8 protein-coding genes are annotated in these 12,783 nt (G+C 73.0%); 2 read left to right on the top strand and 6 right to left on the bottom strand.

Translation table 11 applies throughout. The features are described from left to right. Positions 1-101 precede the first annotated feature (101 nt). The 6 genes from OG985_RS39980 to OG985_RS39955 all read right to left on the bottom strand — a co-directional run bounded on the left by OG985_RS39980 (position 102) and on the right by OG985_RS39955 (position 10,083). Positions 102-1,190 carry a hydrogenase expression protein HypE gene (locus OG985_RS39980; protein ID WP_371673275.1) on the bottom strand — a complete coding sequence of 363 codons (1,089 nt, stop codon included), beginning with the start codon at positions 1,188-1,190 and terminating at the stop codon, positions 102-104. Between the two features lie 48 nt (positions 1,191-1,238). Next, positions 1,239-3,029, bottom strand: coding sequence for a hydrogenase maturation protein (locus tag OG985_RS39975; RefSeq protein ID WP_371673274.1), 1,791 nt, complete (start codon positions 3,027-3,029; stop codon positions 1,239-1,241). Between the two features lie 668 nt (positions 3,030-3,697). Then, positions 3,698-4,384, bottom strand: coding sequence for a TetR/AcrR family transcriptional regulator (locus tag OG985_RS39970; protein WP_371673273.1), 687 nt, complete (start codon positions 4,382-4,384; stop codon positions 3,698-3,700). A 35-nt stretch (positions 4,385-4,419) separates the two neighbouring features. Beyond that, on the bottom strand, positions 4,420-6,474 hold the full coding sequence (locus OG985_RS39965) for a discoidin domain-containing protein (RefSeq protein WP_371673272.1): 2,055 nt from the start codon (positions 6,472-6,474) through the stop codon (positions 4,420-4,422). Positions 6,475-6,666: 192 nt separating this feature from the next. Then, complete coding sequence (locus OG985_RS39960) at positions 6,667-9,177, bottom strand: SpoIIE family protein phosphatase (RefSeq protein ID WP_371673271.1); 2,511 nt, start codon at positions 9,175-9,177, stop codon at positions 6,667-6,669. Between the two features lie 303 nt (positions 9,178-9,480). Beyond that, complete coding sequence (locus OG985_RS39955; protein WP_371673270.1) at positions 9,481-10,083, bottom strand: TetR/AcrR family transcriptional regulator; 603 nt, start codon at positions 10,081-10,083, stop codon at positions 9,481-9,483. Between the two features lie 186 nt (positions 10,084-10,269). Here OG985_RS39955 and OG985_RS39950 point away from each other — a divergent pair, with 186 nt between their 5' ends. Both OG985_RS39950 and OG985_RS39945 read left to right on the top strand, forming a co-directional pair. Beyond that, entirely contained in the window at positions 10,270-11,139 is an 870-nt protein-coding gene (locus OG985_RS39950) for an NAD(P)-dependent oxidoreductase (protein WP_371674625.1), read from the top strand. Between the two features lie 177 nt (positions 11,140-11,316). Beyond that, positions 11,317-12,708 carry a Tat pathway signal sequence domain protein gene (locus tag OG985_RS39945; protein ID WP_371673269.1) on the top strand — a complete coding sequence of 464 codons (1,392 nt, stop codon included), beginning with the start codon at positions 11,317-11,319 and terminating at the stop codon, positions 12,706-12,708. Positions 12,709-12,783: the final 75 nt, after the last annotated feature.

The following is a 12,783-nucleotide window of genomic DNA, read 5'->3' as shown; positions in this document are numbered from 1 at the left end:
TGCGCGGGGAGGTGGGGGTGCACGCATCGCAGGTGCGTGCATCGGGTGTGCGGGAGGCGCGAGGGGGTCCGTCTCGCGGGGCGGTCACGCGCGGCGGGACGTCACCACGGCGGCCGGTATCCGGTGGTGATCTTGTCTCCGGTGTGGCGCCACCTGGGCTCCTTGTCCACGGTCCTGGCCGTGATGGTGCGCAGTCTGCGGACGACCGCGCCGTAGGCGCCGCTGGCGGTGCTCGACACCTTCCCGCCGGGGGGCTCGTCCATGAACGGCATGAACTTGTCGGGGAATCCGGGCATGGTGCAGGCGATGCAGATGCCGCCGACGTTCGGGCAGCCGCCGATGCCGTTCATCCAGCCACGCTTGGGCACATTGCACTTCACGACGGGGCCCCAGCAGCCGAGCTTGACCAGGCACTTCGGCGAGTCGTACGTCAGGGCGAACTGGCCCTGTTCGTAGTAGCCCGCGCGGTCGCAGCCCTCGTGGACGGTGGCCCCGAAGAGCCAGGTCGGACGCAGCTTGTCGTCCAGCGGGATCATCGGGGCCTGCCCGGAGGCCTGGTAGAGCAGGTACGTGAGCGTCTCGGAGAAGTTGTCGGGCTGGATCGGACAACCGGGGACGCACACGATCGGGATTCCGGCCTGGGACTTCCAGTCCCAGCCCAGGTAGTCCGGCAGGCCCATGGCGCCGGTCGGGTTGCCGGCCATGGCGTGGATACCGCCGTACGTGGCACAGGTGCCGATGGCGACGACCGCCAGTGCCTTGGGCGCGAGCCGGTCGATCCACTCGCTGGTCGTGATCGGCTGACCGGTCTCCGGGTTGTCCCCGAAGCCGCACCAGTAGCCCTCCGGCTTGATCGCCTCGTTGGGGATGGAGCCCTCGACGACCAGCACGAACGGGTCGATCTCGCCCCGCTCGCCCTTGAAGAACCACTCGATGAACGTGTCCGCGCCGCCGACCGGGCCGCACTCGAAGTCGATGAGCGGCCAGTGGACGGCGATCTTCGGCAGCCCTGGCAGCACACCGAGCACGATCTCCTCGATGCTTGGCTGCATGGCCGCCGTCAGCGAGACCGAGTCGCCGTCGCAGCTCAGACCCGCGTTGATCCAGAGAATGTGGATCGTGGGTGTCTCTTCGGCGGGCGCGTCTCCGGCGTCCGCAGCGCCGACCGTCTCCGGCGTCGCCTCAGTCATGGGACCGCCTCCTGGGGAGGTATGGGATGAAGGTCTGCATTTCGGACCTCAGCCTTCTTGGTACCAGTGGTCCCCGTCCGATGGGACGCCATGTTGGGCCGTTCCAGTGACGCGGGCGCCGGAGGACGCCGGAGCGGGGGGCGCGACCGGGTCGGCACCGAGGTGCGGCGGAGTGTGACGCGGGCGTTCCTTGGTGACGAACGCACGGCGCAGGGCGTGATAGGGGGCGTCCGGGTCCTGGAAGGTCCGGCGCATCCGGGCCAGCTCCCGCTCCCGGAAGGCGGCCGGCGGGGCCACACTCCGCTGCCCGTCCAGGTCCCTCTTCTTCGCGGCGATCCGGGACGCCGTCGCCGGCAGTGCCGCGAGGCGGGCGGCCAGCGCGCCGGTCTCCGCGGCGAAGTCCTGCGGACCGCAGTCGACGACCCGGTCGACGAGCCCCAGCCGCAGGGCGCTCGCCGAGCTGACCGGCAAGGCCTCGCGCATGAGCCGCTCGGCCGCCGCCGGGCCCACTCTGCGCGGCAGGGTGTACGTCCAGTACTCCGAGCCGTACAGGCCCATGAGCCGGTAGTGGGGGTTCAGCACGGCACCCGAGCGGCACCACACCTCGTCGGCCGCCAGGGCGAGCATCACCCCGCCGGCGGCGGCGTTGCCCCCGACCGCCGAGACCACCAGCCGGTCGGTCGTCGTCAGCACCGCCTCGACCAGGTCGTCGATGGCGTTGATGTTGGCCCAGGACTCGGCGCCGGGGTCGTCGGCGGCCTCGATGACGTTGAGGTGGATGCCGTTGGAGAAGAAGTCCCTTTCGCCGCCGAGCACCAGCACCGAGGTGGGGCGGGCGCAGGCCTCCCGGTAGGCGTCCAGCAGACGCCGGCACTGCTCCGTGCTCATCGCGCCGCCGGGGAAGGAGAACGACAGGAAACCCACGTCCCCGTCCTCCCGGTAGCGGATGTCCGTCCAGGTGGAGTCCCGGGCTTCGGGAAGCGGCGGCAGGGTGTGTTCGGGCAGCGCGGGCAGGTGTTCGCCCAGGGCCTGCACAGCGGGCAGCTTGAACGTGGGCGGCCCGCCCGGCAGGCGTCTGGCCCGCAGCTCGGGGATCCACACGGCGCCGTCCGTGGTCGCCCGGCAGATCGCGCCGGCCCTGGTGGCCAGCAGCTCGCCCGGCCGGCCGCGCAGTTCGCTCTCGGCGTGGCCGCCGTGCAGGTACCACTCGCCGCCGAGCAGTTCGTCCAGCACCCCGGGCTGCGAGTCCGCGGCCCGCAGCTTGCGGACGACGGTGCGCGTGGAGTCCTCGGCCCAGTCGATCCGCCGGACGCTCTGGTCGAGATAGGGGCGGACGCGCACCGGGACGCCTTCGGGGCCGCCCTGTCCGAGCGGCCGGTAGGTGCCGGTGGCGAAGCGGTCCACGGCGCACAGGACGGCCTCCAGCGCCGCGTCGGCGACCTCACCCCGGTACAGGTCGCTCTTCGCCACCGGCGGGACCGGGCACGGGACGGACGCCCACACGTCACCCGCGTCCATCTCCTCGTCCGCCTGCAGCACCGTCACACCCCACAGGTCGGCCTCCTCGTGGATCGCCCAGTCCAGCGAGGACGGCCCTCGGTCACCCATGGGTCCCGGATGGACGATGAGGCAGGTGTGCGCCGACCACACCTCCCTGGGTACGGCCGTCCTCAGCATCGGCGCCAGGACGAGCCGCGGGGCGTGCCGCCGTACGGCCTCGGCGAGCGAGTGGCCGGGCAGGGCGAGTTCCACCGCCACGGTGTGGCCGCGGTCGCGCAGTTCGGCGTGGACGCGCTGGGTGAGGCTGTTGAACGCACTGGCCACGAGCAGGATGTGCACAGCTGCCTCCGGGCGGACGGGGTTCACGGGCACGGATGACCCGGCAGGCTCTCGATCGTCGGCCACGCCGGCCGGCCGGCCCCGGCGACAGGCTGCGGGGTCATCCGAAAGCAGGCGTCGAGCCGCCCGTCCGTACGCGTCCGGAGGACACGGCGTACGGGCCGCCCCGGCGTCAGGCCGGCGGGCTACCGTCCCGGCCGACCGTCGCGGGCCGGGGACCGACGGCGGGCGCCGGCGGGACGGCCGGGCGCGGCGCCCGAGACGTCGCGCCGGACCAGCACGGCGCACGGGACGCCCCGGCGTCAGGCCGGCGGGCTACCGCCGCGGGCCGGGGGACCGACGGCGGGCGCCGGCGGGACGGCCGGGCGCGGCACCCGAGACGTCGCGACGGACCAGCACGGCGCACGGGACGCCCCGGCTCAGACCGGCGGGCCGCCGTCCCGGCCTGCCGTCGCGGGGCCGGCCGCGGTCGCCGGCGGGACGGCCGGGCGCGGCACCCGAGACGTCGCGACGGACCAGCACGGCGCACGGGACGCCCCGGCTCAGACCGGCGGGCCGCCGTCCCGGCCTGCCGTCGCGGGGCCGGCCGCGGGCGCCGGCGGGACGGCCGGGCGCGGCACCCGGGAGACGTCGCGACGGACCAGCACGGCGCACGGGACGCCCCGGCGTCAGGCCGGCGGGCTGTCGTCGCGGACGGCCGTCGGCGGCCGGGGGCCGGCCGCGGGCGTCGGCGGGACGGCCGGGCGTGGTGCCGGGGGGACGTCGCGCTGGACCAGTCCGGCGATGTGGGCGGTGACCGTGTCGAGGATGTCGGTCCAGGCGGCCGCGTCACCGAGCACGAGGTAGTTGAGGGTCAGCCCGTCGGTCATGGCGGCCAGATAGCGGGCCAGCACGGAGACGGGCACGCGCAGCCGGAGGTCCATGCCGCGGCTCAGCTGCTCGATGAGCTCGGCGTAGGCCTCGCCGTAGAGCTCGTACTGGCGTCGCGCCAGATGCTCGAACCCGGGCCGGCGCAGGGCGTACTGCGTGAGTTCGTAGGTGAGCATGTGCTCGTCGGGATGGGCGCGCACGTGGTCCCAGTAGGCCTGGAAGCCGGCCCGGACGGTCTCCTCGAGGGTGGCCCGGGGCCGCAGGGCCTGCCGGACCACCGTCACGGAGTGGTCGGTGATCGTGGTGATGACGGCCTCGACCAGTTCCTGCTTGGAGTCGAAGCAGTAGTGGAAGACGCTCAGGGAGACGCCCGCCTCGGTGGCGATGGACCGGGTCGTCGTCGCGGCGACGCCGTCCCGGGCCATCGCCCTGATCGCCGCCTCCGTCAGCTGTCGGCGCCGTTCGGCCGACGGCATCCGTGCCATCCGCGTGCCCTCCCCGCTCGTCCCCCCGGCGCCCGTCAACCGCTGTAGACGGCCACCTCGTGGAGCGAGTATCCCCAGTCGGTGCCCCGGGTCAGGCCGTGCACGCGGACATAGCGGGCCGGTGTGCCGGTGAAGGAGGCGGTGTCCAGGCCGCCGTCGCCGGAGGTGGTGGACCAGGCGGTCTGCCAGTTCGTGCCGTCGGTGGAGAGCTCGATACGGTACGACTTCCCGTACGCGCGCTCCCAGTCGAGGGTGACCCGCTTGACCAGGTTGGTGGCGCCCAGGTCGACACTCAGCCACTGGTCGTCGCTCCAGTCGCTCGCCCAGCGGGTGCCGGTGTCGCCGTCGACGGCCCGGCCCGGGGCGTAGCTCGTGAACGGGTTGGACTCCGACGAACTGGCGGTGGCCGCGGCGCCCTTGGCCAGGTTGACGCCGGCCTGGTGCTGTTCGGCGGCGCCCCAGGCGCCGAGGTAGGACTCGGCGCCGCGGAACAGGTCGTCCACCACGTCCTGGCCGCCGACCAGCCGGATGTCCTCGATCCAGTCCGGGATCATCCCCACGTGGGCGGCGCCGTCGGTGTTGAGGTCGAAGGTGCGCTCGCCGGTGGTCTGCCGGTCGATGACCGACCCGCCGTCGACGCTCCTGAAGGGGTACGTGACCTTGTCGGCGGCGTCCGCGCCGCGTGGGGCGGGGTGATCGCCGATGCCGTTGAAGTCGGTGCCGAAGCCGTAGCCCACGTCGTACTTGTCCCGCAGCGCGTTCGTACGTTTCGCCTCCGTGGCGAACGCCGTGGAGCCGTGCATGTACTGGGCGACGAAGCCGCCGAGGGAGTACACCCGCTCGGTCCAGTTCAGGTCCATCCAGCTGTGCGAGGAGAGCACGCCGGGGTACGCGGCGGCCTCGAAGATGTCGAGCACCCGGCCGGTGGCCTTGACGCTCATGTGGTCGATCTCCAGCATCATCTTGCGTTTCATCATGCCCCGCACGGCGTACTCGCCGAGCGCGGTGAGCCCACGGGTGTTGCACTGCGCGTTCTCGTCGTACGCGGGGACCTCCGTGCCCGCCGGCAGGTCGCCCTCCGCCTCGCTGGCCGCGGTGCCGATGGGGTTGTCGTGCTGCGGGCCGGCGCACTTCTCGGTCTGCCAGAAGGTGCCGGTCGACAGGAACTGCCCGACGTTGATGGCCGTTCCGAGACCGCCCTCGTCGAAGCGGACGCCGCAGAGCGCGTTGTCGAACTTGTGGCACAGGAACATGCTGCGCACGCCCAGCGCGTACAGCTCGTCGAGGCCGGCGTCGATGTCGGCCCTGCTGCACTGGCCGATGTCCAGGATCTGCTTGCAGCCGAACGGCTCGGAGGTCTCCACGCCCAGGACGACCGCCAGCTTGCCCTGCTTGACGACCTCACGGGCCTGCGCGCTGTCGAGGACGATCCGGAACCAGCCCTTGCCGGTGCCGCCGTACTGCTTGTCGATGTAGGCCTGCAGGGCGTACGTCATCCTCGCCTGGAGGCGGATCGACGTCATCTCGTCGCAACTGCGGTCCTTGAACGGGTAGACGGAGCAGATCATGCCGTTGGTGACGAGGTCGTTGACGAGCACCCGCTGCCCGCCGCGCCAGGCCCGCTCGACCCAGGCGTAGTAGTTCGCCTGGTGGGTCATCGAGTCGTAGGCGGGCCAGTCCTTGAACGTCGGCCAGCCGGCCGGGTCGTGCTTCCCGTCGCCGCCGTGGGTGATGTAGTCGAAGAGCGCGAGCGAGCCGTCGGGGTAGTGCTCGGGACAGTCCTTGAGCGCGTCGGCGACGCCGGCGTCGGAGAACACCTTGCCGCAGATGAGCCGGCCGCCGAACGCCTCGTTGGAGAAGAGGTGGTTGTGCGCGTCGACGAATCCGCGGACGTCGCCCGCCGAGTCGGTACCGGTGAAGGGCTCGCCGGTGACGTTGATCTGCGAGTCGGGGGTCGGCCTCGCCGTCGGCGTCCACCAGTCCGCGGCGGCCGCCGAGCTCGGCGTGGGGCCGAGGACCGTGGCGAGCACCAGGAGGAGCAGGGAGACGACGGTGACGTCTCGGTGTCGGCGGTACGGGCGTCCGGTCATGGTCACAACCCACGTCCCTCGGTCGGCGGGATGGCACGGTCGGCCAGGGCATTTTGACCACCCCTGGAATTGTCATGACCGGCACAAGACAGTGAGACGAGGATCGCGACTGGCGCATTCCGAGTCAAGGGTCCGGGACGATTGACCTGATGCGGATCCGGCGAGGCCGCCGACGCGGAACGTGCGCTTCGGCTACGGCGTTCGGGCGGACTCGGGCCGCGGCCCGTCCGCCACGGGGATGTCCTGCTCGGCCCAGATGCACTTGCCGTCACCCAGGAACCTCGTACCCCACCGATCCGAGACGGCAGCCACCAGGTGCAGACCCCGGCCGCCCTCGTCGGTGTGGCCCGCGCGCCGGATCCGCGGGGTGGTGAGGCTTCCGTCGTAGACCTCGCAGATCAACGACCGACTGCGCATCAGACGGAGCCGGATGGGGCCCTTCGCGTGCCGGACGACGTTGCCGACGAGTTCGCTGACCAGCAGTTCGGTGGTCATGACGAGGTCGTCGAGGCCCCACACCGCGAGCTGCCGCCGCACGTACTCACGGGCCTGTCCGGCGGCCCGCGGGTCCTCCGGAAGACTGCACGAGGCGATGTCCTGGGGCGGGGTGCAGCGCGTCCGGGCGACGAGCAGTGCCGCGTCGTCGGTGGTCTGTTCGCGATCGGGGATCAGCGTGGAGACGACGACGTCGCACAGTTCGTCGAGCCGTTCCGCGCCGTCGGCCGAGAAGTAGGGAGCCCCGGCCACCGCCGACGCCACGGTCTGCCGGAGCAGGGTCAGCCCCCGGTCGATGTCCCGGGTCGGCGACTCCACCAGGCCGTCCGTGCACAGCACCAGCAGGCACTCCTCGGGGAGCGTCAACTCGAGCACGTCGAAAGGCGGTTCGGCGGCACCCAGCGGCGGGTTGACGGGCAGGTCGGGGGTGTGGACCGTGCCGTCGGGGTGCACGACCAGCGGCGGCGGATGCCCGGCCAGCGCGAACGAACAGCTGCGGGTGACCGGGTCGAACACGGCGTACAGGCAGGTGGCGTAGTAGTCGTGGCCCAGTTCCCCGACGAGTTCGTTGAGGTGGGTGAGCAGTTCGTCCGGGTCCAGTTCGAGGTCGGCGAGGGTGCGGACGGCCGTGCGCAGCCGGCCCATGGTGGCGGCCTCGGTGATGCCGTGCCCCATGACGTCGCCGATCACCAGGGCGACCCGGTCGGCGGAGAGCGGGATCACGTCGTACCAGTCTCCGCCCACCTCGTCGCCCCTGCCCGCGGGCAGGTAGCGGGCGGCGGCCGAGACGCCGGCCAGGGAGGGCAACTCACGCGGCAGCAGGCCGCGTTGAAGACCACGGGCGCGGGCGGACTCCGCGTCGTACAGCCGGGCCCGTTCCAGGGCCTGGGCGACCAGGCCGCTCAGCGCCGTCAGCAGGGTGCGGTCCTCCGCGCTGAAGGACCGCGGCCGGGCGAAGGTCACGACACAGCAGCCCGTGGCCCGCCCGGAGGCGACGAGGGGAAGGAAGGCCCAGGCTCCCTTGGCCGACGTGACGGCCAGACTTCGCTGGTCCGGGTAGAGCCGTACGAACTCACCGGGCGACTCGACGAACTTCGGGGTACGGGTGCCCAGCACGTCGGCGACGGCGGCGTTGGCGTCCAGCGGAATCCCGTCGAGCCGGCGCAGGAACTCCTCGCTGTAGCCGACCGAGTCGACCACGCGCACCCGCCCGCCGTCGAGTGCCTCCACCACGAGTCCGTCGGCGCCGAACGGCGGCAGTACGTGCCGCGCCACGGCCCTGACCACGTCCCGGGAGGTCACGGCTTCGGCGAGTGCGACGGTCAGTTCGCCCATCCGGGCCGTCCGCTCGACCGAACGGCGCTCCTCGGCCGTGTTTCCGGCCGAAGCCAGCCGCCGGTCGGTGACGTCGGCGAAGGAGATGGCCATACCGCTGCCCTTCACGGGCGCGAGCCGGACGCGGTAGAGACGCTGGTCCGTCGGCCATCGCAGGTCGTGGTCGATCGCCGTGCCCTCGGCCACGGCTCGCCGGCAGTGACCTTCCAGACCGCCCGTACGGCTTGCGGGCAGCCCCCACAGAACCCTTCCGGGCAGGTGGTCCACGCCCAGCAGCCGTTCGGCCTCCCGGTTGGCGACAGTGATCCGCCAGTCCTCGTCGACCGCCAGGAAACCGTCACCCATGTCCAGGAGGATCCCGGGAGGAGGTGGTCCCGTGACCGGCTCGGAGAGCGTCGCCAGGCGGTGGGCGGCCCAGGCGGCCACCGAGTGGAGGAAGGCCTGACGTCCGCGGTCCGGCTCGCCGGGCCCCACGGTGAGCACGGACAGCGCGCCGACCGGCCCGTCCGGGCCGGTCAGGGGCACCGACGCCGTACCGGCCGCGCCCGTCCCCGTCCCGCCCTCCGGCTGCCAGACGTAGGCTGCCTCGCGCACCGCACGCGCGGGGCCGGCGTTCTCGTCGCGGACGGTGACCCACGGCTCGGCGGTCTTCGACGTCAGCCCGCAGACCGCCACCAGGCGCAGCAGGCCGGTCCCCGGGTCGCGCCGGTGCGCCACGCCGCCGAGACCGCCGAGGGCGGCCGTCGCCTGCTGCACGGCGAGCGTCAGCGCGTCGATGCCCGTCATGTCCTCGTCGGCGGAGGTCAGCAACGCCAGCCGCACCGCATCGGGCCCGTCGGCGTGGCCCGCGTGTCCAGCGCTCTCTGCCGCCACCCTCGCCTCCAGCCGCGTCCCGTGGTCGGGCCGCGATCTCGCGGCCCATGGGTGCACAGCTGCGGGACCGGTGCACCTGCTGTCACCAACAGTAGCCACTGACGGGCCGGCGGACACCGTCCGGTGTGCGCCGGACGGTGGGAGGGGAGGGCGGTGGGTGGGGCGGCCGGACCGCGTGGACTGGCCCTCGGCGTGGAGCCCTACCGGGCCGCGCCCCGGGCGGGGTTGCCCGCCGGGGGCCATGCAGGTCGTCGCCAGGCAGAGGATCGATCGCTCCCGGTCGCGCTCGGCCGAACGAGGTGGTCAGCCGGCGGGCGTCCTGTCCACCGCGGCGTCGAGAAGGGGGGCGAGTTCGCGGGACACGGCTGTGAGGGCGCGGATGTCCCGCTCGGCGCGGGCCATGAGGATCGCCCCCTCCAGGGAGCTGACCATGAGGGTGGCGAGCGGGTCGGCCCGCTCTCGCGGTACCCGCATGTCCACCAGGGCGCGGGACACCGCGGACGTCCAGGCGGTGAAGGCACCGGACGCGGCCTCCCGGGTGGACGCGGTGGACTCCGCGCAGTCCACCGTCGCGGCCGCCACCGGGCACCCGCCCGCGAAGCCGCCGGAGCGGTACTCGTCGGTCCACTGGCGCACCATCTCGGCGAACAACCCGCCGGGGGTCGGCTCGGGCAGCGCGGCGACGAAGCGGGCGACACGGTTGCCCGCGTACCGGCCCGCCCAGCCGACGGCCTCGTTGACCAGCTGCTCCTTGCCGCCGGGGAAGTAGTGCTGGAGCGAGCCGCGCGGCGCCCCGGCATGGGCCGCGACCTCGCGCATCCCCGTGGCGGCGACCCCGTCGCGCCGGATGAGCTGGGCCGCGCTGAAGACCATGCGCTCGCGTGGCCCCCGTTCGGGCACCGCCATCCTCGACCTCCACCACCGCTCGTGAGCCACCCGGGAGCCAAGCCTATGACCGCCGTCATAGAGGCGGCTACTATGACCGCTGTCATAGTCGGTCGGCGAGGACAACCCGGCCTCGCCCCGCGCGCGGGCGCCGGGCGGAAACGGCGGTGCAGTGTGGCGTACGTGGGTTTCGTCGGACTCGGGGTCATGGGGCAGCCCATGGCCCTCAACCTGGCCCGCGCGGGAACACCTCTGGTGGTCTGGAACCGCACGCCGGCCAGGTGCGGACCGCTGCGCGCCGCCGGGGCCGAGGTCGCGGGGAGCCCGGCCGAGGTCTTCGAGCGGGCCGGCACCGTGATCCTGATGCTGGCCGACGCGACCGCCGTCGACGCGGTGCTGGGGCGGGGGACGCGGGAGTTCGCCGCGCGGGTCGCCGGTCACACGGTCGTCCACATGGGGACGACCTCGCCCGAGTACTCCGGCAGCCTTCAGGACGACGTCCGGGCCGCGGGCGGGGCGTATGTCGAGGCGCCGGTCTCCGGCTCCCGAGTCCCGGCGGAACAGGGGCAGTTGGTGGCGATGCTGGCGGGTGACGACGACGCCGTGGCGGCCGTACGTCCCCTGCTCGCCCCGATGTGCCGGCAGACGTTCGGCTGCGGTCCGGTCCCGGACGCCCTGGTGACGAAGCTCTCGGTGAACCTGTTCCTGATCACGCTGGTCACCGGTCTGGCAGAGGCGTTCCACTTCGCCGACCGGCACGGGCTCGACCGACGCCGGTTCCTCGACGTCCTGGACGCCGGCCCGATGGCCAGCGCCGTCTCCCGCATGAAGGCGCCCAAGCTGCTGTCCCGCGACTTCGCCGTCCAGGCGGCCGCCGGCGACGTCCTGCAGAACAACCGGCTGATCGCGGCGGCCGCCCGCAAGGCCGGCCTCGCCTCTCCCCTTCTCGACGCCTGCCACGCCCTGTTCGACGAGACGGTGGCGCGAGGGCACGGGCGTGAGGACATGGTGGCCGTCCTGCGCGCGCTCGAGGCCCGGACCGACGGAACCCGTCTGCCCTGCCCGCCGGACCGGTGACAGGACGCCCGCCGCACGGTCGGCCGACGGGTCGCTTCGCGGCCAATTGCCTCCCGTGCCACAGGCGTTGACCTGAGCGCGCCCTCGACAGCAGAATGGGCGCGCCCGCGTGAGAGCGCTCTCAGCCAGGCTTGTCCGCTCGTCCCGCCCCCTGCTCCTCACCTTCCAAGGAGACCCATGACCGGCAGCCAAGGCCCGGTACTCAGCCGCCGTGCGCTCATCGGGACCGGACTCGGCGTCGGCGCGGCAGCCCTCACCGCGGCCGGCTCCGGCGCGGCACAGGCGCTGGAACGACCGTCCACCGGCGAAGGCTCCGCCCGGCGCCGCGCCCATGCCTTCCTCGCCGCCGCCATGGACGCCTACCCGGACCACGGCACCGTCCGGCTGGCGCAGAGCTACACCGACCAGTCCGGCCTGTTCAGCACGGCGTTCACCTACGACAACGCCCTCGCGATCCTGGCCGCCCTCACCTCTCGCTCCCAGGACGGCCGGTCCCGCGCGGTGGCACTGGGCGACGCGCTCCTCTACGCCCAGGCCCACGACCCCGCGTACGACGACGGCAGACTGCGCCAGGCCTACAACGTCGGGCCGTACACCTTCTACGACGGTTCGCCGCAGCCGGACGGCTTCGTTCGCGCGGACGGCAAGGCCAACGTCGGTACCCAGTTCGGCTTCACCGGCACCGCCGTGGGCGACATGGCCTGGGCCGGCATCGCCCTGAGCACGCTGGCCCGACGGACCGGGAAGCGTCGCTTCCTCGACGGCGCCGTGCGGATCGGCGAGTGGATCGAGCGCGTCGGCCGTACCGAAGAGCCCCTGGGCGGCTACAAGTTCGGAGTCGACGGCGCCGACGTGAGACTGCCCTTCACCTCGACGGAGCACAACACCGACCTGATCGGCCTCTTCGGACAGCTCGCCCTGCTCACCCGGGACCGGGTGTGGCTGGAGCGGCGCGCGCGTGCCGAAGCATTCGTCAGGAACATGTGGGAACCGTCCGGGGGCTTCTTCTACACCGGCACCAACGACGGTGTGACGATCAACAGATCACCCGTCCCCGAGGACACCCAGACCTGGACCCGGCTCGCCCTCGCCTCCCGCGCCCACTCCCGGTCAGTGGACTGGGCCGCGACCGAACTGGCCGTCCTGGACACCGCCGGCCGGCGCAACAGCACGGTGCCCGCGGGCCAGTCCTACGAGGGCGTCGGCTTCAGTTCCGCCAGCCTCGTGGCGAACGAGGACACCCCGATCGCCACCGGCCAGCCCAAGCCCGACCGCAACGGTGTGTGGTTCGAAGGAACGGCCCATCTGGCACTGGCCCTTCGCGACCGGCACGCACCCGGAGACGAGGCTCGCGCACGGCGGCTGATCGCCTCCATCGAGCGGGCCCAGGACCTGCTCGGCCGCGACCAGACGCTCGGGGGCGGGCCGGTCGCCGCCCGCTCCGGAGTCGTCTCGGCGAGCAGCCCGCTCGACACCGGTTTCGGGTTCGGCTACTACCCGTACCGGCACGTGGGGGCCACCGCCTGGTACCTGCTGGCAGCGGCACGGACCAACCCCCTGCGGGCCTGACGGCCGAGCCGGCGCCGCGCGGCCGGGCCGCCGGACGGGTCCCGGCGCCGCGCGGCCGGGCCGCCGGACAGGTCC

The sequence above is a fragment of the Streptomyces sp. NBC_00289 genome (assembly GCF_041435115.1).
GTDB lineage: Bacteria > Actinomycetota > Actinomycetes > Streptomycetales > Streptomycetaceae > Streptomyces.
Note: the sequence above shows the minus strand (reverse complement) of the source record. Positions and strands in the feature narration are given on the sequence as shown.

What these genes read in the sequence shown, in the direction of transcription:
- OG985_RS39955 (WP_371673270.1), bottom strand. Translation starts at nt 10,083, where the DNA reads ATGGCGGTGCCCGAACGGGGGCCACGCGAGCGCATGGTCTTCAGCGCG.
- OG985_RS39945 (WP_371673269.1), top strand. Translation starts at nt 11,317, where the DNA reads ATGACCGGCAGCCAAGGCCCGGTACTCAGCCGCCGTGCGCTCATCGGG.
- OG985_RS39970 (WP_371673273.1), bottom strand. Translation starts at nt 4,384, where the DNA reads ATGGCACGGATGCCGTCGGCCGAACGGCGCCGACAGCTGACGGAGGCG.
- OG985_RS39965 (WP_371673272.1), bottom strand. Translation starts at nt 6,474, where the DNA reads ATGACCGGACGCCCGTACCGCCGACACCGAGACGTCACCGTCGTCTCC.
- OG985_RS39950 (WP_371674625.1), top strand. Translation starts at nt 10,270, where the DNA reads ATGGGGCAGCCCATGGCCCTCAACCTGGCCCGCGCGGGAACACCTCTG.
- OG985_RS39980 (WP_371673275.1), bottom strand. Translation starts at nt 1,190, where the DNA reads ATGACTGAGGCGACGCCGGAGACGGTCGGCGCTGCGGACGCCGGAGAC.